Source organism: Brevundimonas sp. AVps4 (genome assembly GCF_058681525.1).
On sequence record NZ_CM178741.1, the window covers coordinates 1,192,381 to 1,218,181 of the forward strand.

Annotated in this window: 27 protein-coding genes; 11 read left to right on the plus strand and 16 right to left on the minus strand. The window is 69.4% G+C overall.

Features of this window, described 5'->3' with window-relative positions; all coding sequences use genetic code 11:
- The first annotated feature begins 125 nt into the window (after nucleotides 1-125).
- A complete protein-coding gene (locus ACW178_RS05880; protein ID WP_191558921.1) occupies nucleotides 126-371 on the plus strand; it encodes a hypothetical protein in 246 nt (81 codons plus the stop codon).
- Nucleotides 372-426: 55 nt separating this feature from the next.
- Here ACW178_RS05880 and ACW178_RS05885 read toward each other — a convergent pair whose 3' ends face one another.
- From ACW178_RS05885 to ACW178_RS05900, 4 genes are all read right to left on the minus strand, one after another.
- Nucleotides 427-1,464 (minus strand): endo-1,4-beta-xylanase, encoded by a 1,038-nt coding sequence (locus tag ACW178_RS05885; RefSeq protein ID WP_224762264.1) that lies wholly within the window; start codon nucleotides 1,462-1,464, stop codon nucleotides 427-429.
- Nucleotides 1,465-1,645: 181 nt separating this feature from the next.
- Nucleotides 1,646-2,056, minus strand: a complete 411-nt coding sequence (locus tag ACW178_RS05890) for a flagellar export protein FliJ (protein ID WP_054764866.1) — start codon at nucleotides 2,054-2,056, stop codon at nucleotides 1,646-1,648.
- A gap of 4 nt (nucleotides 2,057-2,060) precedes the next feature.
- On the minus strand, nucleotides 2,061-3,404 hold the full coding sequence (gene fliI, locus ACW178_RS05895; protein WP_191558919.1) for a flagellar protein export ATPase FliI: 1,344 nt from the start codon (nucleotides 3,402-3,404) through the stop codon (nucleotides 2,061-2,063).
- A gap of 65 nt (nucleotides 3,405-3,469) precedes the next feature.
- The gene (locus tag ACW178_RS05900) at nucleotides 3,470-4,372 is read right to left on the minus strand and encodes an EamA family transporter (RefSeq protein WP_191558918.1); all 903 of its coding nucleotides are present in this window, start codon (nucleotides 4,370-4,372) and stop codon (nucleotides 3,470-3,472) included.
- Nucleotides 4,373-4,457: 85 nt separating this feature from the next.
- On the opposite strand from ACW178_RS05900, the gene ACW178_RS05905 reads away from it, so the two are divergent.
- On the plus strand, nucleotides 4,458-4,937 hold the full coding sequence (locus ACW178_RS05905; RefSeq protein ID WP_191558917.1) for an Lrp/AsnC family transcriptional regulator: 480 nt from the start codon (nucleotides 4,458-4,460) through the stop codon (nucleotides 4,935-4,937).
- Here the strand turns inward: ACW178_RS05905 and ACW178_RS05910 are convergent.
- Nucleotides 4,934-6,139 carry a carbohydrate porin gene (locus tag ACW178_RS05910; RefSeq protein ID WP_492024958.1) on the minus strand — a complete coding sequence of 402 codons (1,206 nt, stop codon included), beginning with the start codon at nucleotides 6,137-6,139 and terminating at the stop codon, nucleotides 4,934-4,936. The genes ACW178_RS05905 and ACW178_RS05910 overlap by 4 nt on opposite strands.
- Before the next feature lie 153 nt (nucleotides 6,140-6,292).
- On the opposite strand from ACW178_RS05910, the gene ACW178_RS05915 reads away from it, so the two are divergent.
- Complete coding sequence (locus ACW178_RS05915; protein ID WP_492024959.1) at nucleotides 6,293-8,236, plus strand: HAMP domain-containing methyl-accepting chemotaxis protein; 1,944 nt, start codon at nucleotides 6,293-6,295, stop codon at nucleotides 8,234-8,236.
- A gap of 892 nt (nucleotides 8,237-9,128) precedes the next feature.
- Here ACW178_RS05915 and ACW178_RS05920 read toward each other — a convergent pair.
- Nucleotides 9,129-10,094 carry an alpha/beta hydrolase family protein gene (locus tag ACW178_RS05920; protein WP_492024960.1) on the minus strand — a complete coding sequence of 322 codons (966 nt, stop codon included), beginning with the start codon at nucleotides 10,092-10,094 and terminating at the stop codon, nucleotides 9,129-9,131.
- A gap of 162 nt (nucleotides 10,095-10,256) precedes the next feature.
- Between ACW178_RS05920 and ACW178_RS05925 the strand changes: the two genes are divergently transcribed.
- The 4 genes from ACW178_RS05925 (at nucleotide 10,257) to ACW178_RS05940 (ending at nucleotide 13,977) form a co-directional block, all read left to right on the plus strand.
- Nucleotides 10,257-11,069 carry a LytTR family DNA-binding domain-containing protein gene (locus ACW178_RS05925; protein WP_287104969.1) on the plus strand — a complete coding sequence of 271 codons (813 nt, stop codon included), beginning with the start codon at nucleotides 10,257-10,259 and terminating at the stop codon, nucleotides 11,067-11,069.
- Nucleotides 11,070-11,144: 75 nt separating this feature from the next.
- Entirely contained in the window at nucleotides 11,145-12,131 is a 987-nt protein-coding gene (cysK, locus tag ACW178_RS05930) for a cysteine synthase A (RefSeq protein WP_492024961.1), read from the plus strand.
- A gap of 47 nt (nucleotides 12,132-12,178) precedes the next feature.
- Nucleotides 12,179-13,399 (plus strand): DUF2336 domain-containing protein, encoded by a 1,221-nt coding sequence (locus tag ACW178_RS05935; RefSeq protein ID WP_228186135.1) that lies wholly within the window; start codon nucleotides 12,179-12,181, stop codon nucleotides 13,397-13,399.
- A gap of 149 nt (nucleotides 13,400-13,548) precedes the next feature.
- Nucleotides 13,549-13,977, plus strand: coding sequence for a Ros/MucR family transcriptional regulator (locus tag ACW178_RS05940; protein WP_054764874.1), 429 nt, complete (start codon nucleotides 13,549-13,551; stop codon nucleotides 13,975-13,977).
- 110 nt (nucleotides 13,978-14,087) lie between these two features.
- On the opposite strand, the gene ACW178_RS05945 is transcribed toward ACW178_RS05940, so the two are convergent.
- Genes ACW178_RS05945 through ACW178_RS05965 form a run of 5 tightly spaced genes read right to left on the minus strand, consistent with a single transcriptional unit; the run spans nucleotide 14,088 to nucleotide 18,720 of the window.
- Entirely contained in the window at nucleotides 14,088-15,206 is a 1,119-nt protein-coding gene (locus tag ACW178_RS05945) for a DUF2336 domain-containing protein (RefSeq protein WP_191555217.1), read from the minus strand.
- Entirely contained in the window at nucleotides 15,203-16,087 is an 885-nt protein-coding gene (locus ACW178_RS05950) for a hypothetical protein (protein WP_492024962.1), read from the minus strand. Before ACW178_RS05950 ends, ACW178_RS05945 begins: the two co-directional genes overlap by 4 nt.
- Nucleotides 16,088-16,146: 59 nt before the next feature.
- On the minus strand, nucleotides 16,147-16,917 hold the full coding sequence (locus tag ACW178_RS05955; RefSeq protein WP_492024963.1) for an ABC transporter permease: 771 nt from the start codon (nucleotides 16,915-16,917) through the stop codon (nucleotides 16,147-16,149).
- Entirely contained in the window at nucleotides 16,914-17,684 is a 771-nt protein-coding gene (locus ACW178_RS05960) for an ABC transporter ATP-binding protein (RefSeq protein ID WP_287106374.1), read from the minus strand. The genes ACW178_RS05955 and ACW178_RS05960 overlap by 4 nt, the downstream gene beginning before the upstream one ends.
- Nucleotides 17,677-18,720, minus strand: coding sequence for an ABC transporter substrate-binding protein (locus tag ACW178_RS05965; protein ID WP_492024964.1), 1,044 nt, complete (start codon nucleotides 18,718-18,720; stop codon nucleotides 17,677-17,679). The genes ACW178_RS05960 and ACW178_RS05965 overlap by 8 nt, the downstream gene beginning before the upstream one ends.
- Nucleotides 18,721-18,843: 123 nt before the next feature.
- Between ACW178_RS05965 and ACW178_RS05970 the strand changes: the two genes are divergently transcribed.
- Entirely contained in the window at nucleotides 18,844-19,212 is a 369-nt protein-coding gene (locus tag ACW178_RS05970) for a hypothetical protein (RefSeq protein ID WP_492024965.1), read from the plus strand.
- Between the two features lie 137 nt (nucleotides 19,213-19,349).
- On the opposite strand, the gene ACW178_RS05975 is transcribed toward ACW178_RS05970, so the two are convergent.
- Both ACW178_RS05975 and ACW178_RS05980 read right to left on the minus strand, forming a co-directional pair.
- Entirely contained in the window at nucleotides 19,350-20,330 is a 981-nt protein-coding gene (locus tag ACW178_RS05975; protein ID WP_492024966.1) for a sensor histidine kinase, read from the minus strand.
- Nucleotides 20,331-20,426: 96 nt separating this feature from the next.
- Nucleotides 20,427-21,401 (minus strand): alpha/beta hydrolase, encoded by a 975-nt coding sequence (locus ACW178_RS05980; RefSeq protein WP_287104096.1) that lies wholly within the window; start codon nucleotides 21,399-21,401, stop codon nucleotides 20,427-20,429.
- A gap of 92 nt (nucleotides 21,402-21,493) precedes the next feature.
- On the opposite strand from ACW178_RS05980, the gene ACW178_RS05985 reads away from it, so the two are divergent.
- Nucleotides 21,494-21,676, plus strand: coding sequence for a hypothetical protein (locus ACW178_RS05985; protein ID WP_287104097.1), 183 nt, complete (start codon nucleotides 21,494-21,496; stop codon nucleotides 21,674-21,676).
- Here the strand turns inward: ACW178_RS05985 and ACW178_RS05990 are convergent.
- The 3 genes from ACW178_RS05990 to ACW178_RS06000 all read right to left on the minus strand — a co-directional run bounded on the left by ACW178_RS05990 (nucleotide 21,673) and on the right by ACW178_RS06000 (nucleotide 24,703).
- Nucleotides 21,673-22,482, minus strand: a complete 810-nt coding sequence (locus ACW178_RS05990; RefSeq protein WP_054764882.1) for a hypothetical protein — start codon at nucleotides 22,480-22,482, stop codon at nucleotides 21,673-21,675. The two genes, ACW178_RS05985 and ACW178_RS05990, sit on opposite strands and share 4 nt — an antisense overlap.
- On the minus strand, nucleotides 22,479-22,700 hold the full coding sequence (locus ACW178_RS05995) for a hypothetical protein (RefSeq protein ID WP_464159898.1): 222 nt from the start codon (nucleotides 22,698-22,700) through the stop codon (nucleotides 22,479-22,481). Before ACW178_RS05995 ends, ACW178_RS05990 begins: the two co-directional genes overlap by 4 nt.
- Before the next feature lie 68 nt (nucleotides 22,701-22,768).
- The gene (locus ACW178_RS06000; RefSeq protein ID WP_492024967.1) at nucleotides 22,769-24,703 is read right to left on the minus strand and encodes an ABC-F family ATP-binding cassette domain-containing protein; all 1,935 of its coding nucleotides are present in this window, start codon (nucleotides 24,701-24,703) and stop codon (nucleotides 22,769-22,771) included.
- A 150-nt stretch (nucleotides 24,704-24,853) separates the two neighbouring features.
- Here ACW178_RS06000 and ACW178_RS06005 point away from each other — a divergent pair, with 150 nt between their 5' ends.
- Complete coding sequence (locus tag ACW178_RS06005; RefSeq protein ID WP_287104335.1) at nucleotides 24,854-25,432, plus strand: TetR/AcrR family transcriptional regulator; 579 nt, start codon at nucleotides 24,854-24,856, stop codon at nucleotides 25,430-25,432.
- On the plus strand, nucleotides 25,429-25,767 hold the full coding sequence (locus ACW178_RS06010) for a DMT family transporter (RefSeq protein WP_054764885.1): 339 nt from the start codon (nucleotides 25,429-25,431) through the stop codon (nucleotides 25,765-25,767). Before ACW178_RS06005 ends, ACW178_RS06010 begins: the two co-directional genes overlap by 4 nt.
- Nucleotides 25,768-25,801: the final 34 nt, after the last annotated feature.

Below are 25,801 nucleotides of genomic sequence, written 5' to 3' on the forward strand. Positions count from 1 at the left end.
GTCGGACACAAATCTCCGCCCCGCCGACACGGGCCGACACCGAACCGCCCATCGCCCGCCGGAGCCGGCGTCGAGAAACGGGTCGTCCGAAACGAACGGACGTTCTCAACACAGAGAGACTTCAGATGAAATCCTTCCGCACCTCCGCCGTCCTGGGCGCCCTGGCCGTCGTCGCCCTGAGCAGCGGCGCCGCCTTCGCCGGAACCGTCCCCGCCTCGGCCCCCGCTTCGGCCGCCGCCGCTGGCCGCGCCCCGGCCGCGACCGCGTCGACCGCCCATTCGACGACCTCGGCCGCCCGTCAGCGCCCGGCCCGCCACAGCCGTCATCAGCGCGCCGAGACCCCGGCTCAAACGGCCAAGAAGAAGTCCTGAGACCCTGATCCGACTTCGGGCGGTCTCCCGGCCGACCGCCCGAAGCCGGTCTTTTTCAGTCCGTGAACCCCTGGGCCAAGGCCGCCGCCATCGGCCCCGGTCGTCCCGCGCCGTCGAAGGGCAGGGGCCGGTCGCGCCCGTCGTCCTTGTCGCCCTGACGATACCAGCTGTCGGTGTCGCGCAGGCCCCAGACGGTGAAGGCGAACCTCTGGGCCGCCGGCAGGGCGTTGAAGGCCTCCGCCAGCTCCCGCACCCGCGCCGTCTGCAAGCCCGTGCGCTGACCTGCGCCGCGCAGGTCCAGCCGGTTCTCGGTCCGCAGGGTGCAGTCCAGCTCCGACACATGAATCGGCAGGCCGAACTGGGCCGCCTCGCGCATGAAGGCGCGGATCGCCCCCTCGGGGATGTCGATCCAAAGATGCGACTGCAGCCCCAGCCCCTGAAGCGGACACCCCGCCTTCAACAGCCGCTCGACCAGTTTCAGGAACTGGACGCCCTTGGCCGGCACGCTTTCCTGATTGTATTCGTTGAGGAACAGCACCGCGTCCGGATCGGCCGCCCGCGCCTGTTCGAAGGCGCGCAGAATATAGCCGTCGTGGCCGTATCGGGCGCTCCAGTGGCAGTCGCGCAGGCCCGAGCCGTTGTCCAGGATGGGCTCATTGACCACGTCCCAGCTGCGGACCTTGCCGCGATACCGGCCGGCCACGGCGGCGACATAGCCGTCGAAGGCCCGGTCGAAGGCCGCGCCGGACAGGCCCGCAAAGGCCTCGGCCCCTTGCGAATACCAGATCAGGGTATGGCCGTGCAGGGCCATGCCGTGCCGGGCGGCGAAGGCGGCGATCCGGTCCGACCGGTCGAACCGGGGCCGGTCCAGCCCGTCGGCCAGGACATATTCCATCTTCATCTCCCACTCGGGCGTGAGTTGAGAGACCTGGGCGCGGGCCAGGGCGACCCAGTCGGGGTCGTCGATCTGCATCGCCCTGATCGCCGTGCCGAACGGGGCGGGGGCGACGGACTTCAGCGCGGGAAGGTTCGGCGGGGTCGGTTCGGCCGAGGTGCGGTCGCAGGCGGCCAGGGCCAGCGACGAGGCGATCACGGCGCGGCGAGAGAGACCAAACCCTCTCCCGCTTGCGGGAGAGGTGGCCCGGCGTTTGCGAAGCGAACCAGGGTCGGAGAGGGAAGTGCTGCTCAACAGAAGACTTCCCCCATCGTCAGCCCTCTCGCTCCGCTCGACGAGCTGACAATTCCCCCGCAAGCGGGGGAAGGTCTGAGGATTCTCAGACCGCACGTTTCCGCAGGCCCAGCTCGTCGAAGGCGGCGGTTTCGCGCTTGGCGATGGCGATCAGCTTGTTCAGCCGGGTGGTTTCGGCGACGTGTTCGAACTTCTTCAGCTCTTCGAAGGCGCCCGTCAGGGCGTCGCGGGCCCCGGCCTCTTCGGCGTCGATGACGCTCAGATCGCTTTCGGCGGCGGCGCGGCGGGCCTTCCAGCCGTTCAGATAGGCGGCCAGCATCATATTGGCGTCGGCGTCCAGGCGCGCGCGCTCGCGCTCCACCTCGACCTCGGCGTCCAGAACCGCCAGCCGCATCTCGGCCGTGGCCCGGCGCGCGCTGACCTCGGCCAGGCGCTTCTGGAGGGTTTCGACCTCATAGTTGGAGATGCGGATCAGGGATTGGGCCCAAGCGGTCATTTCGTCACTCTCTGATCATGCCTTGGTTCAGAATAGTCTCCAGCCGGGTAAAGGAATCGGAAAGACGGGTGACGTCGTCCTTGTCCTGGCTCAGAAACTCTTCCAGCGCGGGGTTCAGGGCGATGGCCCGGTCCACGATCGGGTCGGCGCCGGTGCGGTAGGCGCCGATCTTGATCAGCTCCTCCATATTGCCATAGGCCGACAGACACTGGCGCGCCCGCTTGTTCAGCTCGCGCTCGGGCGGGGTCTGGCAGGCGGGCATGGTCCGGCTGACCGACTTAAGCACGTCGATGGCGGGGAAACGTCCACGCTCGGCGATCTTGCGGTCCATCACGATATGGCCGTCCAGAATGCCTCGAACCGCGTCGGCTATGGGCTCGTCATGGTCGCCCCCGTCCACCAGGACGGTGAACAGGGCGGTGATGGGGGCTGCGGTCGTGCCGTCGGGCCGCACCGGTCCCGGTCCGGCGCGTTCCAGCAGCTTGGGCAGTTCGGTGAAGACGGTGGGGGTGTATCCCTTGGTCGTCGGCGGCTCGCCCGCCGCCAGGCCGATCTCGCGCTGGGCCATGGCGAAACGGGTGACGCTGTCCATCAGGCACAGGACCTCCAGGTCCTGGTCGCGCAGATATTCGGCGATGGCCATGGTCATATAGGCCGACTGGCGGCGTTTCAGGGCCGGCTCGTCACTGGTGGCGACCACGACGACGGCGCGTCTCAGCCCCTCTTCGCCCAGGGTCTCTTCGACGAACTCGCGCACTTCGCGGCCCCGTTCGCCGATCAGGCCGACCACGACCGCGTCGCAGCTGGCCTGTTTGGCCAGCATGGACAAAAGCACCGACTTGCCCACGCCCGAACCGGCGAAAATGCCCAGCCGCTGGCCCCGGCAGGTGGTGGTGAAGACGTCCATGGCCCGCACCCCCAGGTCCAGCCGCTCGCCCACCCGGCCGCGCGAATGGGCCGGGGGCGGGGGCGCGCGCAGGGGATAGGGCGCCGGCCCCTGGGGCAGGGGGCCCAGGCCGTCGATCGGATTGCCGAAGGCGTCGATGATCCGCCCCAGCCAGGCGGTGGTCGGGCGCACGCTGGCGGCCTGGTCGACGATGCGGATCTCGGCGCCCGGCGCCACCCCCTCGACGGGGCCGAACGGCATCAACAGGGCCTTGGCGTCGCGGAAGCCCACCACCTCGGCCGGCAGGGGCTCCAGCCCGCGCCGCCCGATCTCGGCCCGCGCCCCGACCGCCAGCCGCGACAGACCCCCTCGCGACTCGATCAGCAGGCCCGAGACGCCCGCGACCTTGCCGGTCACGACCAGCGGGTCGATCGCTTCGACGGCGGCGACGAGAGTGTGCAAGACGAACCCCAGAAACAGGCGTTAACCGTTTGCGCCATCATGGTTAACGGGGGGTGAAGGGGGGGTTAAACCGGATCTCCGGCGACCGGCGTCTCCCGCGTCGTCGCGATGGCGCCGACCGAGGCGATGACGATGGCGGCGATGGCGATCCATTGCCGGCTGGTCAGATGTTCGTGCAGGACGACCAGCCCGGCCAGGGCGCCGATGGCGGGCTCGGCGCTGAGCACCACGCCGAAGGTGCGTTTGGGAATGCCGCGCAGGGCCACCATCTCCAGCGAATAGGGCAGGGCGCTGGAGAAGATCGCCACCGCCAGGCCGGCGACGACGATGGCCGGGTTGAACAGGGCCGCCCCGGCGTGGGCGAGGCCGAAGGGGACGACGACCATCGCCGCCACGCTCATGCCCAGGGCCACCGACTGGCCCGGATGCAAATGGGTCAGCCGCTTGCCGAAGATGATGTACAGCGCCCAGCACAGGCCGGCGAAGGCGGCCAGGGCCACGCCGACCGGGTCCAGCGATCCCGCTCCGCCCTTCAGCGGCAGCAGCAGGCCCAGGCCCAGCACAGCGAAACCGACGCAGACGAAATGGATCGGCCGGCGCGAATGGATCAGGGCCAGGCTGAGCGGCCCGATGAATTCGATGGCGATGGCCACGCCCAGCGGAATGGTGCGCAGCGCCATGTAGAAGCTCAGATTCATGGCCCCCAGGACGGCGCCGTACAGGACGACGGCCTTCAGATCGGCCCGGGTCAGGGCGAACCGCCAGGGCCGGAACACCAGAACCAGCAGCAGGGCCGAGATCCCGACGCGATAGGCGGTGGCCCCTTGCGCCCCGATCACCGGAAACAGGCTCTTGGCGAAGGATGTGCCCCCCGCCAGGATCATCATCCCCGCGAACAGGGCGGCGTAGGGGATCAGCCGCGCGATCAGCGGGGACTGCAGGCTCGGGCTCAGGCTGGGCGCGGTCATGGGACGAGAGATAGCCCAAAGCCGCTCGCGTATCTCGCCGATTTCCGGCCTCCTTGCGCCGAAAAGCGGCTTTAAAGAGCATAATATGACGGATTTCGTCACCCTGGACGAGTTTGACCGGCGGCTGCTGGCGCGGGCGCGGCGCGACAATCAGGAGCCGGCGCGGGTCACGGCCCAGGCGGTGGGCCTGTCGGAATCGGCGGTGCTGCGGCGGATGCGGCGGCTCAGGGCCGAAGGGGTCATCGTCGCCGACGTCGCCCTGGTCGATCCGGCCCGGATCAAGCCGCGCATCGTCCTGCATGTCCTGGTCGAGATGAACACTCAGGATCGCAAGGTCATGACCGCCTTCCAGCAGGCCATGAAGGCCAGTCCCGAGGTCCAGGGCGCCTGGGACGTGACGGGCGAGACGGACTATCTGCTGACCGTGGCCGTCCCGACCATGGCCGATTACGAAGCCTTCGGCATCCGCGAACTGGTCCCGGAAAAGGGGGTCCGCAGCTATCGCAGCATGATCGTGATCCGCGAGGTGGTCGGCTTCGACCCCGCCCGCGCCGTGGTGGATTAATAGAGGGCGGTCGTGACCCGCAGCGCGACCACCACCACCGTGTCGGCGTCGCGCAGACCTCCGGCGTAGCGGATCAGCTGGACGTCCGGCTGGAGGGTGAAACGGCCGATCCGGTCGGCGTAGGTCAGCTCCAGCCCCTCTTCGTAATGGGCGGGGTCGTCGCCGGCGTCGGCGATGTTGGCGCGGCCCTTGTCGGACAGCCAGCCCTGATGGACGCCCAAGGAGACCTGGCTGTCGGGGCGGCCCGCCCAGACCTGGCTGACCAGGACGCCGGCCTGCCAGCCGCCTTCGAAATCGGTGGTGTCCCCGTCCGAGGCGCCGATCCGGCCGAACAGATCGACCTGGGGCCCGTCCGGGTTCGCCGTCCCATAGACCCGCCCCTCGGCCAGGGCGTAGGCGCCGCGCGCCAGGCTCTGGGCCGGTTCGCCGTCGGGCGTCAGGTCGCGGATGTCGTCCTGATGCTGGTCATAGCGCCAGACGCCGACGGCGTAGCGGCCCGCCCCGTTGACGCGGCCCCCGACCTCGACGATGCCCAGGACGCCGTGATCCAGGGTGGTGGCCACCCCGCCCCGGTCGCCGATCGTGCGGGCGTCGGCGTTCACCACCGCGCCTTGAGCGTAAAAGGTCTCGACGTCCCCGATCCGCAGCCGCGCCGCCAGGGAGGTGGAGGGGAAGATGGCCGGGCCGTTCGGACCGGTGGAGGCCAGTTCCGAGCCGATGCCGAACGGCGGCGCCAGCAGCAGGCCCGAGGCCTCGGTGGCGTAGAATTCGCTGTTCAGGTCATACAGGCCGCCCAACAGACTGCCCCAGCCCAGGTCCTGTTCGATCCAGGCTTCGTACAGCCGCGCGCCCTGGGCGGCGACCTCGATATTGTCGACCCCTTGCAGGGTTCCGGCCAGGGCGTTGGGCTCGCCCCCGCCGTTGTAAAGGCCCGACAGATGCAGCCGCGCGCCGCGCCAGCTCCAGGCCCGTTCCAGATCCCCGTCCAGGCTGACGCTCAGATTGTCCAGATAGCGGCCCGCCCGCGCGGCCGCGCCCGAGACGACGCCCGTGACGTCGGCGGTGTATTCGGCCGCGAAGGCCCAGGTCGGTTCGATCTCCGTCTCGGCCTGGGCCAGGGCGAAGGTCGGCGCCGCGACGGCGGCCAGACCGGCCAGGGCCGCCAGACGGCGGAGAAGGGAGCGGGGCTTAGCATTCTGCATGGCCGGAAGTCCGTGATGTTGAACCTCCAGCCTAGCTTCGGAAGGTGAACACGGGCCTTCGCATTGCATTGGGGGCAAGCCGTATCGGACCGGCAACGGCGCGTTAACCCAAACTCCCGTAACCCCGTTCGGAATTGTGTGGGAGCGCGCGCGATGAACTGGACGATCGGCAAGAAGGTCACGGCGGCGGGGGGCGCGATCCTCCTTCTCTCGGTCGGCACGGCCGGTCTGGGACTGAAGATGAACGCCGACCTGGGCGACGCCCTGGACCGGGCGACGGTCTCGGCCTCGATCCTGCGCAACCATATGCAGGCCGACATGATGCACGACGCCCTGCGCTCCGACGTCTTCGGGGCGCTGCTGTCGTCGGACCCGGCCAACGGCGTCGATCCCGCCGAGATGAAGGCCGGGTTGAAGGAGCACCGCGAGACGTTTGAGGCCGCCGTCGCCGAAAACACCCGGCTGGCGACCGATCCTGAGCTGAAGGCCGCGCTTCAGGAGGTGGAGGCGCCGCTTCGCACCTATGTCCAGGCCGCCGCCCAGATGGTGGATCTGGCCGAGGCCGACCCCGCCGCCGCCCAGCGGCGGATGGGCGAGTTCCAGGATCAGTTCGGCGTGCTGGAAACCGCCATGGGCGCCGCAGCCGAGAAGATCGAAATCGAGGCCCAGTCCGACGCCGCCGCCGCCAAGGCGACGGCCGCCGTCAGCCGCATCGTCATGATCGCCGCCGTCATCGCCGCCCTCCTGATCAGCGCGGGCCTGATCCTGGCGGGGGTGCGCGGCATGGTGGCGCCAATCCGCCGCCTGACCGACGATCTGCGCGCCCTGGCCCAGGGCCGGACCGAGGTCAAGCTGGGCGAGGCCGCCCGCAAGGACGAGATCGGCGACATCGCCCGCGCCGTGGTCGACATCCAGGCCCTGATCGCCGCCCGCGTCCGGGCCGAGGCCGATCAGGCCGAACAACTGCGGCTGAAGGACGAAGAGGGCCGCCGCGCGGACGAGGCGATGCGCGAGGCGACCGCCCGCGAACAGGCCGCCATCGTCGCCGGCCTGGGCCATGGGCTGGAGGCCCTGGCGCGCGCCGACCTGACCTATCGCATCGTCGATCCCTTCCCGGCCGCCTATGAACGGCTGCGCACCGACTTCAACGGGGCGGTGGACGGGCTGCAACAGGCCATCGCCACCATCGCCGCCAATACGGGCGCCATCAATGCGGGCGCCGCCGAAATCGCCAAGGCCGCCGACGACCTGTCGCGCCGCACCGAACAGCAGGCCGCCAGCCTGGAGGAGACCGCCGCCGCCCTGGATCAGGTCACGGCCACGGTGCGCGCCACCGCCTCAGGCGCGGTCCAGGCGGCCGGCGCCGTTCAGGCCGCCCGCGACGACGCCGACAAGAGCGGTTCGGTGGTGCGCGACGCCGTCGCCGCTATGGGCGAGATCGAACGCTCGTCCAGCCAGATCAGCCAGATCATCGGCGTCATCGACGAGATCGCCTTCCAGACCAATCTCCTGGCCCTGAACGCCGGGGTCGAGGCGGCGCGGGCCGGCGAAAGCGGCCGCGGCTTCGCCGTGGTGGCCTCCGAGGTGCGCGCCCTGGCCGAACGCTCGGCCGACGCCGCCAAGGAGATCAAGGGGCTGATCACCCAATCGACCGCCCAGGTCGGATCGGGCGTCAAACTGGTGACCGAGACCGGCGCAGCCCTGGACCGGATCGTGGCCCATGTCGCCCAGATCGAAAGCCTGGTGACCGACATCTCCGCCTCGGCCGCCGAACAGGCCACCGGCCTGGCCGAGGTCAATACGGCCGTCAATCAGATGGACCAGATGACCCAGCAGAACGCCGCCATGGTCGAACAGTCCACCGCCGCCAGCCACGCCCTGTCCCAGGAGGCCGACGGCCTGCACGCCGCCGTCGCCCGCTTCAAGGTCGGCGCCGCCGCCCCCGCCGCCGCCCGCAGTTCCACCCCGACGCCCGTCGCGGTCACGCCCCCGCCGTCCCCCTCGGCCGCCGTCACGGCCTTAAAGAGCGTCGGCCGCGGCGGCGCCGCCCCCGCCCCCTCCGCCGCCCCGGACGAGGACGGCTGGGAGGCGTTCTGAGGCGACTCGGTCCTTCCATCGACGCGGGTCGCTCCCGCTCCACCCTATCGACGACCGTCTGCTTATCCGTCCGTCAGAGATCCGAGCCGACCACAATCGTCTCTCAGCCGCCAAGCCGTCGCGAGATCGCCGGGGCGGCTCCCCCATCACCGCATGGGAGCGATTTCGCTTGCTGCGCTAACGACTGAGGCTGAAAAGTGGCAATCATGCGATACCTCGACGTCTTTAACATTACGCCGGCGTAATTTTTGATGCATTGAAGCCGACCTTGTCATAGCGTTCGAGCAGCACCTGAGCCTGCATGTGGAGGTCCGAGCATTCATTCCTGAGCGGGTGAGCGTCTTGAGAGATGGGGACGCAAATATGGGCTCCACAGGCGGTGTTTCGGCCAACCAGAACTACGGCGTGATCAGCAGCTAACAGTCGTCGCGCCAAGTACGGTTTCGATATGAAGTTCCAGTTGCCGTCCGTGCAGAGTATGTATATACATTAATAATGTAAGTTTATAGTAAAAATTTGTACAACTGGCATTCAACGAGGTCGATATGAAGAAAAGTTTGCTATTTGTGACAGCTCTTTGCTCAGTTTTCGCCTTTATCGGCAGTGATGACGGGTTCAATATTGTTGGCGAATCGTTCGTGAGTGTTCAGCAAAGCCCGTGGGACGGTAGCTACCCGCCCGAATGGGACGATTACTATACTTGTTTACGAAGAAATGCTAGGTTTTGCGAAATTGCCGCTGGTCCTCGTGGTTCCGATGCGTGGGTTGAATGTGTAGAAGAACGGAACTCGCGATGCGTTTCACCTTTTTGAGCATAATCTAAGTTGTCTTAAAGATTGTCTATAGGACTTCTATGGCTGCGGACTTCACGGTCCGCAGCCATTTTTTTATCTCAACGCCCGCCGCCCGGCGCCGTCAGGGTGCGGCGGAAGAAGGCGATCAGGTCGCGGTTGAAGGTCTGCTGGAAGGCGGCGCGGTCGAAGCCGGGAGTGGGGGCGCAGATGGCCGGCGCCAGTTCGGCCAGGCGCGCCGAACAGGGCGGCAAGAAGTCGAAATGGCCGGCGCCGGGGATCGACCGGTATTCCGGCGGACGGGGCAGGGCGTCGCGCACCGGTTCGGCGTAGAAGGGGCTGGGCAGGACCCGGTCGTTTTCGCCCCGCCACAGCTGGACCGGCTGGGCGACCCCCGACAGGCCCTGGCGGGTGAAGGCGAAGCCCAGGGCGGGGGCGGCGGCGGCCACGGCCTTGATCCGTCGGTCATGCACCCAGGTCTGATCCGTCTTCGGCGCGCCACGGGCGGCGATCAGGCCGCAGTCGTAGAAGGCCGGGTGGGCGCGGCAGTGGTCGCCGATCCGGCCCAGGTCGGGCTCGCCGCCCGCTGCGGTCAGGACGGCGAAGCCGCCTGCGGAAAAGCCGAAGGCGCCGATGCGGTCGGCGTCGATCGCCGTCCGGCCGGTCCAGTCGCTCAGCAGATAGTCGATCAGGACGCGAAGCTGGCGCGGGCGCTGGGCCACGTCGGTCGCCCGGCTCTGGTCGCGCCAGTTGTCGCCCGTATGGGTCAGGGCGGCGACGACGAAGCCCGCCTGGGCCAGGGCGCGGGCCGTCGCCTCATGGCTGCGGAAATCGCCGCCGTTGCCGTGGGAAATGACGATCAGGGGGCGTCGGGCGCCGCCGTCTGCGCCGGGCGTCCAGACCCCCGCCTCGATCGCCGGACCGGCGCCGTCCGGGATCTCCAAACGGGCGAAGGCGACGGCGGCCTCGGACGGGGGTGCGGCGGGCGTCGGGGGCTGTGGGACCGGGGGCGTCGGCTGGACCTGAAGGGTCAGGGCGGCGGTCAGGAGGGCGGCGGTCAGGAGCATGTCGGAGCCTCGTTTGCGGCGGTTGCGGTCCGCCTTCTGACCGGGGGCGAGGGCGGTCCGCATCCGGCTTTGCGCCAATGGGCGAACGGGTTCGCCGCCGGGCGAACGGGCGCAGCCGGTCGGCCGATTCCGCCAAGGCCGTTCCGGCGCTAGAACAGGCGGATGAAGATCGGGGATTCGCGAACGGATGTCTGGCGGGCGGCGCGGCTGGGGCTGGGCGTCGCCACGGCCCTGGGCGTGCTGCTGGGCCTGATCGGCCCGTTCGGCTCCTATATGAACGGACCGGCGACGGTGCGGATCGTCTATTGGACGGCCAGCCTGTGGGCGGGCTGGCTTCTGTCCCTGGCCCTGCCCCTGACCGCGCGCTGGGCGTTCAGGCGAGGTCTGTCGCCCTGGCTGTGGGCGCCGCTGGCGGTCGCCGGCCTGGCGGCGCCGATGACCCTGATCAGCCGGGGACTGGCGCGCCTCGTCTGGGGCCGCACCTTCGAGGTCGGGCTGTTGGAATGGTATGGGCAAAGCCTGATCGTCGGGGCCGTGGCGACGGGCGCGATCCTGTGGCTGCTGGCCCGGCGGCCGATCCGAGACCAGGAGGTCCGGCGGGAGTCCGGCCCGGCGCCCGCCTCGACCGATCCCCGCGACCGCCTGCCCGCCCGCCTGGGGCGCGAGGTTCTGTGCCTGCAGATGGAGGACCATTATGTCCGCCTCCACACCCCGCTGGGTTCGGAACTGGTGCTGATGTCCCTGTCCCAGGCCATGGCAGGCCTGGCGGATCTGGACGGGCGTCAGACCCACCGCTCCTGGTGGGTGGCGACGGCCGCCGTGGTCGGGGTGGTGGAGGACGGCCGCAACCTTGTCCTGAAGCTGAAGGGCGGGCTGACCGCCCCGGTCTCTCGCGCCCGCGTCGCCCCCTTGCGGGCCGAGGGCTGGCTGGCGGCGCCGGAACTGAGCGCGGGCAAGAGAAATCATCGCCTCTGACCCCTTGCGGATCGCACGCGCCGTCTATCTGTTACGCATCCTGAACGACCCGTCCCCTACCCCGGAGCCCGCCCCATGTCCGACTTCCACTATGATGCGTCCCGTCACGTGAAGAAGGGCCGGGGCAAGGTCTATGACACCATCGTCGACACCATCGGCGACACCCCCCTGGTGCGGCTGCCGCGCCTGTCGGCCGAGCTGGCGCCGGTCGAAGGGGCGACGGTCCTGGCCAAGCTGGAGTTCTTCAACCCGATCGCGTCTGTGAAGGACCGGATCGGCGTGGCCATGGTCGAGGCGCTGGAGGCGGCGGGCAAGATCACGCCCGAGACCGTCCTGATCGAACCGACCAGCGGCAACACCGGCATCGCCCTGGCCTTCGTCGCCGCCGCCAAGGGGCTGAAGCTGATCCTGTGCATGCCCGAGAGCATGTCGATCGAACGGCGCAAGATGCTGGCCCTGCTGGGCGCCCAGCTGGAGCTGACCCCGGCTGAAAAGGGGATGAAGGGCGCCATCGCCCGGGCCGAGGAGCTGCTGGCCTCCACGCCCGGCGCCGTCAGCCCGTCCCAGTTCGAAAACCTGGCCAATCCGGCCATCCACCGCGCCACAACGGCCGAGGAGATCTGGAACGACACCGACGGGGCGGTGGATGTGGTGGTCGCCGGCGTCGGCACCGGCGGCACCATTTCGGGCGTCGGTCAGGCCCTGAAGGCCAGGAAGCCCTCGATCCGCATGATCGCGGTCGAGCCCGAGGCCTCGCCCGTCCTGTCCGGCGGCGCGCCCGGCCCGCACAAGATCCAGGGCATAGGCGCCGGCTTCGTCCCGGCCATCTATGATCCGTCGGTGGTGGACGGGGTGGAGCAGGTGTCGAACGACGAGGCCTTCGACATGGCCCGCAAGGCCGCCCGGCTGGAAGGGATTCCCGTCGGCATCAGCTCGGGCGCGGCCCTGGTCGCCGCCTTCCGTCTGGCGGCCCGGCCCGAGAGCGCGGGCCAGACCATCGTCGTGGTCATCCCCTCCTTCGCCGAACGCTATCTGTCGACCGCCCTGTTCGAAGGCCTGTGAGGATCGGCGATACTTCGGCTTAACCCGCCAGGTTTTAGGGTGGCGCCATGAGCCAGCCGCCAACCTTGATCGAGGAAGAGGAGGCCGGGCCGCCGCCGTTGAGGGCGCGCCGGGCCCTGCTGAAACGGCTGGCCGACGTGGTCTCCCTGCCCGCCAGCCGGATCAACGCCTTCGAACGGTCGGTGGTCGGGGACCTGCTGGTCGACATGCTGCGCCTCGCCTCGCCGGAGGAGCGTCGCCGGGTGGCGGGGCGGCTGGCCGCCCTGGCCGAACTGCCCGACGCCCTGGCTCGGCTGCTGCTGCGCGACGAGATCGAGATCGCCCAGGTGCTGATCGAACAGTGCGCCGCCCTCAGCGACGCCGATCTGGTCGCCTGCGCCCGCGAAGCGGGCGCCGAGCACCGGCGCGTCATGGCCGCGCGGCGCGGCCTGTCGGAAATCGTCACCGAGACCCTGGTCGGCTTCGGCGAGCCGGAGGTGATCGAGACCCTGCTGCGTAATCCCACCGCCCGCCTGTCCCAGTCCGGAATCGAGACGGTGGTGGGCCTCAGTCGCACCCAGCCGCATCTGTGCGGCCTGCTTCTGAAGCGGCCGGAGCTGCGGCCGTCGGGGGCCTATGTGATGTTCTGGTGGTGCGGCGCCGATGATCGGCGCACCATTCTCCAGCGGTTCGGCGTCTCGCGCGACGTCATGCAGGAGGTCGCTGAGGACGTCTTTCCCATGGCGGCGAGCGAGGGCTGGGCCGATCCGGTCGCGCGCAAGGCCCTGCAATTCATCGAACGGCGCCAGCGCAACCGCGCCGCTATCGAAAAGAGCCCCTTCGACAGTCTGGAACAGGCGGTCGCCACGGCCGCCCGCGACGGCCTGTCGCGCGAGATCGCCAGTGAAATCGCCTATCTGTCCGGGATCAAACCCCTGACGGGGGCCAAGATCCTGGGCGACGCGGGGGGCGAACCCCTGGCCATATTGTGTAAGGCGACCGGCCTGTCCAAGACCGACGTCCACAACTTGTGGAGATCCATGCGTCGCCCCGAGGTTCAGCCTGACGGCTCGGTTCATCCCGACTGGGAGAGGGTTCAGATCACCTATGACCTGCTGGCGGTTGATCGGGCCCAGACGGTATTGCGTTACTGGAACTGGTCGCTGTCATCGGCCCTGACACCGGCGCTGTTGCAGGCTATTCGCGCCGGGGATGATGAACAGGTGGATGAATATTCAGCCCCGGAACGAGCGGCGATGCTGGCCTTGGCCGAAGACTTCGGCCGCTGATCCCTGTCAGCTTTCCGCGAAGCTTTTCCGCCGAAAATCGGCGTTTCCTTCTGCGATTGCTTTTGCCGACCAATAACTCTATGAGACTGGTGTGAAAACGCGGCTGGCGTTTCAGTCGAGTTGAATAGAATCAGAAAGCGACGCAAGGCATGGAAGAAAAGCCCGAACTGCTCGAGATGACCGCCGACATCGTATCGGCCTATGTCGGCAACAACACCGTCACGGCTGAGGCCCTTCCGGCGTTGATCGCTAATATTCACGCCGCCTTGTCGGGTGTTTCGAGCGGTCCGGTCGAGGCCGAGCCGGAACCCAAGGAACCGGCGGTGCCGATTCGCAAGTCGATCAACCCCGATTTCCTGATCTGCCTGGAAGACGGCCGCAAGTTCAAGTCGCTGAAGCGCCATCTGCGCACCAAATACGACATGAGCCCGGAAGAATACCGCGCCAAGTGGAACCTGCCGAAGGATTATCCCATGGTCGCGCCGAACTACGCCAAGGCGCGTTCCGAACTGGCCAAGCAGATGGGCCTGGGCCAGGGCGGCCGTAAGCCGGCCCGCGCGCCGCGCGCCAAGAAGTAAGCCCGGACTGATCGGTATAGAACGCCCGCCTCCTTCCAGAGGCGGGCGCTTTTTTTGGACGAGGCGCATCTCTCCCTCCCGGCAGGGAAAGGGAGAGCGACCTGTCGGAATCAGGCCGCCTGGGCGACGCGGCGCATGCGCCAGAAGCGCAGGGTGCGCCCGGCGGCCTCCGTGGTCAGTTCGCCGTACATCCGGCCATAGGCGGCGGCCTTGCCCATCGGGTTGGAATCCGCGCCCAGCAGCGACACCGCATAGGTCAGGAAGATGGCCCGGTCGATGTCGGCCGCCTTGCAGACCACGGCCAGGGCGTCCAGGTCGCGGCGATCGACGATGCCGCGCGCGGTGTGGAAGTCGATGTCGGCCAGGCGCGACAGGGCGACCAGGAAAGGGGTCCGGCCCTTGGACCGCAGGAAACGGATCAGCACCTGGGGCGTCAGCTGGCCGGCTGCATGCAGTTCTTCGACATAGGCCTGGCTCTCGGCGTAGTCGGGGGGCAGGGCGCCGTCGCTGGTGGCGACGCGGGTGCGCCCGGCCGCCAGGGCCGCCTCCAGCAGGGCCGGGTCCAGGCTGGCGTTCTGTTCTAGGATCTGGTGGCGCAGCCGGGCCTCCACGACGAAATACATGTCGTTCAGCAGGTCGATCGGCAGGCCCTTGCGCTCGACTGCGGGGGCGTGAAGCGCCGGATTGACCTTGGCCCGCTCGACCGCGGTCTCTGAGGCGGCGCGCGACAGCCGGGCGCCGTCGTTGCGCAACAGGGTTCCCAGGGTGTGGTCGTCGCCGCGCGCCACGATGATGTCGGACACCGCCTCGGGCACCTCGACCCGGCCGGAGACGGCGCGCATATGGTCCTGGCCGTGTTTGGAGACCACGCCGATCAGATCGGCGTCGGTCAGAACGGTGGAGCCGCGCAGCACCGGCTCGGCCACCTCGATCGCATCATGGGCCAGCCGTTTGATCAGGCTGTGGGGCGCATCGGGCGCGACGGCGAACCGCGCGGCCAGCTCGGCCCGAACCGCGACCTCCATGTCTTCGCACAGGGTTTCCAGCACGGCGCCGTAGAGGTCGGTCTCGGCCGCGCTATGCTCGACGTCGCCGAAGAACTGGTCGGTCAGTTCGCGCAGCAGCAGGCGGCGCTTCTCGCTGGACGCCTCTTCCGCAAGGGCGATCAGCTGGGGCAGGCGCGAGGCCTTGATCGCCTCGGCGTCTTCGGGGGGCAGGGCTTCGCTCATGAGCGTTCGTCCACGGCGTCGGACCCGCCCGCCGACGGCGGGGCGGCTCGCACCGAGCCGTCGCGATTGCGGATCAGGGCCGGCGGGCCGTCGGGCTGAGCCAGGTCCGCCGAGGACGGCGTCTGGCTCATCTCGACCGGCAGGGCGTCCAGATAGACCGGTTGCGCCTGGGGGATGGGGTCAGGACGATGACCCGCCTGGCGATGGACGGAATAGAAGCGGGCCCCCTGGGGAACGGCCGAGGGGACAGAGGCGAGCGGCGACGCCTCGGCCTGAACGGCGGCCGTCTGAACCGGCGGCGTCGCGGCCGGGGCGGCGGCGGCCATGCTTGTCTGCGTCAGGCGGAAGATCGGGGCGTCGCGGCGAGGCGCCATGGGATCGCCGGGGGCGTCGGCCTGGGGCGTTGGTTGGAGCGCGTTCTGGGGGGCTGGCGCGCTCCGGTCCGCAGCGGCCTGGACGACTGGGGCCTTGACGACCGGGGGCTGGACGACTGGGGCTTGAACAGGTTCCGGCTGCGCAGAAGCGACTTGAACGGGAGCGGGCTGGGGCGTCGTCGCCTCATAGGGGCGGGGCTGCGACACCGGCTGGGACGCGACGGCGGGCGAGAGCCAGTCGCTGGCGGGGGTCAGGCCCCGCCGGGCAGCGACGGCCGTGGAGGCTGGGGCGTCCAGCCGGGCCAGGGGAAGCGCGGCAAGAGTCGCGCGCGGAGCGGTCGTCTGAGCGGACGAGGCGCGGGCGTCGGGGCCGCGGGCGACCGGCGGCTTGCCGGGCCAGGACAGATAGCGCAGCCCCTCGGACGTCGTGGCGACCTGGGCCGCAGCCGCGCCCGCGCCCATAAGGGCCGCGAACAGGACGCTGGACAGGAGCAGGACAGGGCGCAAGAGACGGCCTCGGGCGAATGACATCGGGCAAGCCTAGGCGGCCATCGCTTAATCCGCCGCTAACGGCGGACCCGGATTCGCACCGTCACGATTCGCTCGACCAATCTCACGGCCGCGTTCAGCGCCAGGCCCAGCAGGGTCAGGCACAGAACCCCGGCCAGCATTTCGGCGGTTCTCAGCCGGTTTCCCGCCTCCAGTAGCCGCCAAGCCAAGCCTTGCGTCGCGCCCGAGCCCGAGACGAACTCGGCCACCACGGCGCCGATGACAGCGAGGCCCGCCGCGACCCGCAAACCTTCCAGCGCAAAGGGCAGGGCCGAGGGCAGGCGCAGCCGCCACAGCCGCTGCAGGGGCGTGGCGCCATAGAGGTCGAACAGCCGCTCCAGATCCGGATCGGCCGACTTCAGCCCCGTCAGGACGCCCGAGAACAGGGGAAAGAAGGCGACCAGGGCGGCCAGGGCGACCACCGCCCGGTCGGCGTGGTCCAGCCCGGCCCAGATCAGGACCAGGGGGGCGACCGCCACCACCGGCGTGACCTGAAGCGCCACCGCCAGGGGCCGCACCGCCCGCTCGGCCGAGGCGTGAAGCGACACCATAAGCGCCAGGCCGCCCCCGACCAGGCCCGCGACGATCAGGGCCTGGACCGCCATGACGAAGGTGATCCAGGCGGAGGCGACCAGACGCGGCCCCGCCTCGATCAGGGCGGCGGCCACGGCGCTGGGCGGCGGCAGGAAATAGGGCGGCAGGTCCAGAAGACGGCAGGCCCCCTCCCAGGCCGCCAGCAGGACGACGCCCAGCAGCAGGGGCGGGATCAGCTCGGCCGACCGCCTCACGCCGCAGTCTCCGCCGTCTGAGACGTCATCGCCGCCTCCAGGGCCTCGGCCGTCGTCTCCACGGCCTGACGATAGGCGGGATCGGCGCGCCAGCGGGCCGGGCGCGGCGGGGCGCCCGGCGTGGGCAGATCGGCGACGGGCCGGCCGGTCGCCGCCTCCAGCACCACGACCCGCTGCGCCAGATAGACGGCCTCCTCGACGTCATGGGTGACGAAGACGACGGCGGGACGGGGATCGGCCGCGGCCCACAGGGCGTGCAGGTCCTCGATCAGACGGCGGCGGGTGACGCTGTCCAGGGCGGCGAAGGGTTCGTCCAGCAGCAGAAGCTCGGGCCCCGTCACCAGGGCGCGGGCCAGGGCGACGCGCATGGCCATGCCGCCCGACAGTTCGGACGGCCGGGCGTCCAGCCGGTCGCCCAGGCCCACGGCGCTCAGGGCGGCGGCCGCCCGCTCGCGCGCCTCGGCGCGGGGTCGTCCCGCCAGCTCCAGCGGCAGGGCGACGTTGGCCCGGGCGTCGGCCCAGGGCGTCAGGGTCGGGCTCTGGAAGACGAAGCCGGTGCGGCCCGGTCCGACGGCGCGCGCGACGGTTCCGGCGCTGGGCGACTGGAGCCCGGCCAGCAGGCGCAAGGTCGTGGACTTGCCTGCGCCCGAGGCGCCGACCAGGGCCACGATCTCGCCCCGCGCCACGGTCAGATTCAGCGGCCCCAGCGGGCGGCGCCCGGCCAGATCGACCGTCGCCCCGCGCAGGGCGGCGATGGGCTCAGCCACGGCCCGGCAGATAGTTGTCGGTGAAGGCCTCGCGCCAGTTCAGGCCGGGATCGAAGACGCCCGCCTGACTGGTCACGTCGAAGAAGGCCTGCCAGCGGTCGGGGGTCATGGCCCCCAGGCCGTAGAGGGCGGCGTCGCCCCCGTCGACGATGGCGTTGTCGCGCAGCTTCTGCCGGGCCTGGTCCAGGATGGCCTGGGTCATCTCCGGATTGTCCTGGCGGATCAGGGCGTCGCCCGGCGCCGGGTCGCCCCGCAGATAGTCGCGCCACCCTTCCGCCGAGGCGGCGATGAAGCTGCGCAGGGCCGTTGCATTGTCTCGGGCGAAGGCGTTTGGGGCCAGGACCATGGCGGCGTAGGAGGGATAGCCCTCGTCGGCCAGAAGGAAGACCTTGGGCTCGAAGCCCGCCTCCTGTTCGATGGTGTAGGGTTCGCTGGTCAGATAGCCCTGCTGCACCGCCCGCTCGTCGGCCAAGAAGGGCGCCAGGTTGAAGGTGTATTTGCGGACCTGATCGTCGGTGAAGCCGTATTTGGCCTTCAGCCAGACCCAGAAGGCGTTGATAGAGGCGTCGGCCAGCAGGAAGGGGCGGCCCTTCAGGTCGGCGATCGTCTCCAGCGCCGGGTCCGGGTGGGCGATCAGGACCTGGGGATCCTTCTGGAAGAAGGCGGCGACGGCCTTAACGGGCGCGCCGGCCGCGACCAGATTCATCGGGATGAAGCTGTTGGACCCCATGCCCAGTTCGACCGCGCCCGAGGCCAGCAGCTGGGGCACGTTCACGCCCGGCCCGCCCTGGACGATCTGGACGTTCAGCCCGCGCTTCTCATAGGCGCCGGTCGCCAGGGCCTGATAGAAGCCGCCCTGTTCGGCCTGGGCGCGCCAGTCGGTGGCGAAGCGCAGCCGCACCCGGCCCTGTTCGTCCACCGGCGCCTCGGACCGGCCGCAGCCCCTCAAGCCCAGGGCCGCCCCCGCGACCACGGCCGCCCCGCCCGCGAGCAGGGCGCGGCGACGGCTCAGCAGGCGATTCCCACGGTGGATCATGGCCCTGCTTTACGAGGGGAAGGCGGCCTTGGGAAGGCGGGGGAGCGATGAAGCCGTATCCGACGGCGGCGACCGCGCAGCGCCCCAATTGAGCGAGGGGACGAAGCGTGCGGGGGAGCCCGTGTGCTTCGTCCCCTCGCCAAGTCCGGGTTGGACTTGGCCGGGCGGGTTCGGACCTCGGCCTGGGCGTCGTCGGGGCGGGAGCCCGCGAAGACGGTCGGCTGTATCCTGTCGCGCTCAGGGTCTCAGGCGTTCCGCGGATTGCGTCCGCGTCGTCCGTCGATCCCGATCCGGTTCTCCCTGCGTCCGCCGGTCCTGAAGACCGTCGAAGGCCGGAAGCCTGGATCCCGCCTGACGCTCGTTACGATCCTGAAGATCGCCCGTTACGCCGGGTCGGAGAGCCGGGCCGGTCCGCTTGAAGCCGGGGTCTCCCCCGATTTCCGCGCCGCCGTGTCCCTCGGCCTGTTGACGTTCTCGCGAAAGCCGGTATGAGGCAAGCGCCCGAACTCGCCCCGATGTGCATGACCGGCCCGGCGGCGGTGGACAAGCCTGTGAATATCGGTGGACGGATCAAATTCGCTTTTGCGGATCAGGGCTTTGCGCTGTCCACAGAAACGGAAGCCGGGCGATCAGTGATCGGCGGGACGCGGATAGGTCAGACGGCACAGGGCGCCGGGCGAGCCTTCCATCAGGCTGAACCGACCGCGCAGCTGTTCGGTCAGGCCCAGAACGATCCGCAGGCCCAGGCTGCGGCTCTGGCCGGGGTCGAAGGCGGGCGGCGGGCCGCAGCCGTCGTCGCGCACCTCCAGCCGGCGTTCGCCGTCCACCTCATAGAGACGGACGTCAATCCGGCCGGGGCGGCCGGGGAAGGCGTGCTCCAGGGCGTTGTTGACGCATTCCAGCAGGATCAGGGCGACCGGCGTCGCCTCTTCCGCCGTCAGGGCGTGGCAGGCGCGCTCGACCTCGATCGTCACATCCGTGCGGCCCGTGGCCTCCAGGGCGTCGGCGACGAGGCGGCGGGCCAGGTCGTCGAAGGGGGCGGCGGCGCCGTCGGCGTCCAACAGGCTGCGCTGCACCTTGGCGATCAGGGCCGTGCGGGCCGCAGCCTCCGACAGGACGCGCCGGGCCGTCTCGTCCCGGGTCATGCCCGCCTCCAGCCGCAGCAGGCTGGAGACCACCTGGATGTTGTTGGACACCCGGTGCTGGACCTCCTTCAGCAACAGGTCGCGGCTCTCGGCCAGGGCGGCGTTGCGCGCCACTTCGCGCTTCAGATTGTCGGTCGCCGCATTCATGCCGACGATGAAGAAGATGTCGACCGCCACCACGAAGACGTAGAAGGCCAGGGCCAGGCCGGTCGCTGCGCTCCAGTCGAACCCCGGCGCCCCGATCCAGAACCACCAGGCGCTGAGGCCCGACAGGACGGCGGTCAGGATCGCCGGCCCCAGTCCGCAGAAATAGGCGATCACCACCACGGCCGGGAAGAAGGTCAGATAGGGGAAGCCCGGCGGGAACCAGTCGGCCAGGGCCATGCGCACCCCGAACGCGGTCAGCCAGGCGCAGATCGCCAGGCCGTAGCCATAGAGGGGACGGCGAAACAGGACCGGGTTCAAAGCCTTACTTCTCCCCGATTCCCGCGTCCGGACCGCGCGGTGGTGACGTTTCGTGAGGTAAGGGAAATCCCTCAGTCCCACAATCGGGAATTTTCCTTATGACTTCAGGCGCCTGTTGAGCCAGTGACGGACGGCCGCCCGCGCCCCGCGCGCGGCTGGGCCGCCGAAATGCAGGAAGCCGTGCGGCGCCTCGGGGACGCGGATCAGATCGGCCTCGGCCGCCTCGCCCCAGCGCGTCGCCATCAGCAGACTGTCTTCGAACAGGGGGTCGTATTCGCCCGCCAGGAACAGGGCCGGCGGCAGGCCCTCAAGGTCGGCGTAGAGGGGCGAGACGTCGGGTCGGCGCAGGGCTTCCTCGTCCCGATCGGGCGCCAGCCGCGCCAGATCCGCCTGCATGGTCGGTCCGTTGAACAGCAGGGTCTCGGGCCCGGCCGAGCGGACGCCCTCGGTTCCCGAGAGGTCGAAGACCCCATAGGTGAAGACGCAGCCTTTGACCTTGTCGATCAGCCCCTGGTCGCGCAGGGCGACGGCGGTCAGGGCCGCCAGATGGCCGCCGGCGGATTCCCCGGTCAGGAAGACGGTCGCGGCGCCCAGATCGTCGACATGGGTCACGGTCCAGTGGGCCGCGGCGAGACAGTCGGCGATGGCGGCGTCGATATAGACGCCGCGCCGTTCGGACAGCAGGCGGTAATCGACCGAGACGACGCAGAAGCCGTGCCGGGCCAGATGGGCGTTCAGCCGGTCGTTCAGACCGGCGCTGCCCAGCACCCAGCCGCCGCCGTGAATGTCCAGCACCACGGCGCGGGGCGGGCCTTCGGGCCTAAGGATGCGCAAGGGAACGGGCGTCTCGCCGTCGGTCTGGCGGATTTCGACGGTGACGCCGCGCTTGCGCAGGCGGGGAACGGTGACGGCCCCGGCGGCCGCGTCCAACCACAGGGACAGGCGCTGGCCCGCCTCGATCCGCCAGGGGTCGGTCCGCAGACGCGGGGCGCGGGCCAGGACGGCGTTGATCCGCCGCACCGCCGCCTGCTGGGCCGGGGGAAAGTCGACGACATGGGTGGAAAGGGTCATGAGGCTGGAGTGGGTAAGGGCGGCTTTGGTTTCAAGGGCGGAGGTTTCGGAACGTCTCGTCAGCCGAAAGAAACCCGGCTAACGTCCGCCCCATGAAGAAGCTCACCCCCTTCGGCGTCCTGCTGATCTTCGGCCTGATCGGCCTGCTCACCGGCAAGTTCGGCCTGTGGTTCGCCTTCGGCCTGGTCGCCTTCATCGTGGTCGGGGTGATGCAGAACCGGGGCCAGGGCAAGACGCCGCCTGAGGATCAGGACGGCGGACCGGCGCAGGGCTAGACGACCGTTCCGTCCGCCGGACGAGGACTGGGCTTGCGCTGAAAGACGACCTGAAGCGCCACATTCTTGATCTGCGACCGTTCGATCAGCAGCAGGGGAATGGGCGCCGCGCGGGCCATCACCCTGTGACTGAGGCTGGTCTTTGTGGGCTCCAGCCGGAAGGCTTGGCAGTTCTTCAGGGTCAGGGCGACGATCTGCTTGTCGGTGTCGAGAGACAGGCTCGCGACCTCGCCCTCATAGCCGACCCAGCCGTTCTCGGTCTCCATGTCGGTCACCACATAGGCGGCCAGATGCTTGTCGTAGGCGGCTTCGGGACTGAGCTGAACCAGGGTCGAAGCCCAGCCGCCGTACAGAAATCGGAACAGGGGGACCGCAGGCTGGGGCGGCTCAAGCCGAGCCCGAGCGATGCTGGTCCGCTCCGCGCCGCCGATCGCCCATCGCATGACCAGATAGGCGCCGATCGAAAGGACCAGGAGGACGAACAGCAGCGACCAGACCTCAAGGCCGAGGAAGGGGTCGGTCTTGGGCGGCGCGGCCAGGAAATAGGCGTAAGGATTGGGGTTCCACGGCGGACGCAAGGCCGGAAGGGAGTAGGCGACGCCGTCCCCCAGGACGAAGACGAAGGCCGCCGCCGCATGGGCCGTCAGGGCGCCGAAGATGACGATGGACAGGGCGGTGAAGGAGTTGGGGGCAGGTGGGGCCGGCGCCACCACCTTGCCGCCGCCCGAGGTGTAGAGGGCGGCGAACACCGCCAGACCTGGAGCCAGGATGAACAGCGCCCAGGCGACCCCGAGCGTGACGGTCAAACGGCGCGCGCCGGGGTCTTGGCCTGCGTCTTGGCCTGAGCCTGGGCGGGCGCCTCGGCCTGAGCGGTGGTCGCGACAGAGGGCGGCGCGGGCAGGATGACGACGCCGTCGTCGCGACGCTCGCCCTTGGCGATGGCGGCCGACCAGCTGCCGTACTGTTCGACGATCCTGCGACCGGCGCGCAGGGTCTCTTCAGAAGCGATCTGCATCGTCGACATGGAGTCTCCTTCAGGGCTTCACCCTAGCATGAGATTGGGTTTGGCGCATCCGATTCAAGCGGCGCCCCTCACCCAGCCAGGGCCGCCTTCTTCTCTTCCAGTTCCAGCCATTCCATCTCGGCAGCTTCCAGCTCGGCGCGGGCCTTTTCGGCGGCCTTCATGGCGGCGTCGAAGGCCTTGGGGTCGCGGGCGTAGAGGTCAGGGTCCGACAGGGCGGCGTCGTGGCGGGCGATGGTCGCGGGCAGGGTTTCGATCAGCTTTTCCAGCTCTTCCAGACGGCGGGCGTCCTTGTAGGAGAGTTTGGCGGTCTTCTTTTGAGGGGCGGGCGACGCGGTCTCCGCGGCCGCCCCCGCCCGGCCGCTTCGCGGCCTGCCCTCCCCCGAGGGGGAGGGAGAATTCTGTAGGAAGCCCGGATTCTGGCGCAGGAAGTCGGTCCAGCCGCCGGGGGTCTCGACGATGTCGCCGCGGCCGTTCAGGGCCAGGGTCGAGGTCGCCAGCCGGTCGATGAAGTCGCGGTCGTGGGAAACGAGGATCAGGGTGCCGTCATAGCCCTCCAGCAGCTCTTCGAGCTTGTCGAGCGTGTCCATATCCAGATCGTTGGTCGGTTCGTCGAGGACCAGCAGATTGGCGGGTTTGGCCAGGGCGCGGGCCAGGAGCAGGCGATTGCGCTCGCCGCCCGACAGGGTCGAAATCGGCTGACGCAGCTGGGCCTCGGAGAAGAGGAACTCCTTGGCGTAGGCGGCGACGTGTTTGGACACGCCGCGCACGATGATGCTGTCCCCCCCGCCGGGCGTCAGGGCGTCCCACAGGGTCATGTCGGACTTCAGCCCCTCGCGCGACTGATCCAGATAGACGGGCTCCAGATTGGCGCCCAGGCGGACCGTGCCTTCGTCAGGGGGCAGTTCGCCCAGCAGGGTCTTGACCAGGGTGGTCTTGCCCGCCCCGTTGGGGCCGACGATGCCCAGGCGATCGCCGCGCATGATGCGGGTGGTCAGGTTTTTGAACAGGGTGCGGCGGGCAGGAAGTGGCGAGTGGCGAGTGGCGAGTGGCGAGAGCGACGGGTCCTGCTCGGCGGTCGGGGCGGCGGAGCCATCGCTCGCCACGCGCGACTCGCCACTCGCCACTGTGTCGAACCCCTTCGACACCCCCTTGATCTCGGCGACCAGCTTGCCCGAGGTCGCGCCGGAATCGACGCCCAGGGACAGTTCGCGCGGGACGTCCTTCATCTTCTCGGCCCGTTCGGCGCGCATGGCCTGGAGGGCGCGGGCGCGGCCCTCGTTGCGGCTGCGGCGGGCGGTGATGGAGCGGTAGAAGGTCTCGGTCTCGCGCTCGATGGTCTTGGTCAGGCGACGCAGGGATTCCGCCTCCTCCTCCAGCGTCTTGGCGGCCCAGTCGTCGAACTCGACGAAGCCCTTGTTCAGGGTGCGGACGCGGCGGCCCTCCAGCCAGTGAACGGTGTCGGTGACCCGGTTCAGGAAGGCGCGGTCGTGGCTGACGACCAGAAGGGCGAACCGGGCCGAGATCAGCTCGGTCTCCAGAAGCTCGATGGCGAGGATGTCGAGGTGGTTGGTCGGCTCGTCCAGCAGGAGCAGATCGGGCTCCTCGGCGAAGGCCTTGGCGAGCGCCGCCCGGCGGGTTTCGCCGCCCGACAGCCCTTGGGTGGACTTGGCCGGGTCCAGGCCGAAGGTGGTCAGCCAGGCCTCGGCGGTCCAGGGCTCGGCCTCGCCGGACGAGGCGTAGTCCAGCAAGGTTTCGCCGGTGATGATCGGCTCCTGCGGCACATAGGCGAAACGGGTGGCGGACTGGACCGAGCGGTCGCCGCTGTCGGGCTCGATCAGCCCCATGACCACCTTCATCAGGGTGGACTTGCCCGCCCCGTTGCGGCCCACCAGGGCGGCGCGGCTGCGGGGTTCGACCGCCAGATCGACGCCGTCGAACAGGGGGCGGGGGCCGTCCTGAAGGCGGACGTCCTTGAGCGCGACGAGAGGGGGTCTGGCGGCCATCTGACTTTCGATCCTCCCTGGGGAGGCTGTACGGGCGGGGAAGGGGCGGGAAGGGCGTTGATCTAAGGGCTGGAGGGCCGAGACGCCACCGGAAAGATCGTCCATCGGCGCCCAGCTTGACAGTTACCGTCCGGCCGGTATGTAGCGTTTATGGACACCCCCTCCCGCCGCCGCGCGCCCGATCAGACCCGCGCCGAAATCATCGACAAGGCCCTGGAGGTCGCCGCCGAACTGGGGGCGACGGGCTTTACTCTGGATGCGGTGGCGGCGCGCACCCGCGTCAGCAAGGGCACCCTGCTGCACCACTTTCCCAGCAAGACCGCCCTGTTGGAGGGGATGATCGATCATCTGGGGGCCATGCATGTGGAGAGCGTCCTGGCCGAGGCGGCGCGCGATCCGGAGCCCTACGGCCGCAACGCCCGCGCCTATCTGAGGGTGACGGTCAATGAGCCGGTGACCTTGCAGGACGTCAGCATCGGGCGGGTGGTCCTGGCCGCCTTCGCCCTCGATCCCAGCCTGGTGCTGCGCTGGAAGGCCTGGATGGAGCGGATCAAGACAGACGATCCCGATGATCCCGTCGGCGCCGACGACGCCCTTATGCTGCGGCTGATCGCCGACGGCCTGTGGATGTCGGACCTGTTCGGCCTGCATCAGGTCTCGGACGAGCAGCGCAAGGCCCTGCTGTCCCTGCTGACGCCGGGCCATACGATCACGGCCAACGAGCCGTGAGCCCCGTCACCTGGGCCGCCCTCCTGGCCGCCATCGCCTGCGAAGTGGCGGGCACCAGCCTGCTTCAGGCCTCGCAGCAGTTCACCCGGCCCTGGCCGACGGCCGGAACGGCGGTCTGCTACGGCCTGGCCTTCTATCTGCTGTCGGTGGCCCTGAAGCAGATGCCGGTGGGGATCGCCTATGCGATCTGGAGCGGCCTGGGGGTGGTGGCGATCTCGGTGATCGGGGCCGTGGCCTTTCGCCAGAGGCTGGACGCGCCCGCGATGCTCGGCCTGGCCCTGATCGTCGGCGGGGTGGTGGTGATCCAGCTGTTTTCAAAGAGCATGGCTCACTGAGCCGTGGTTATCTGGCGTTAAGTTTTATCGTCCT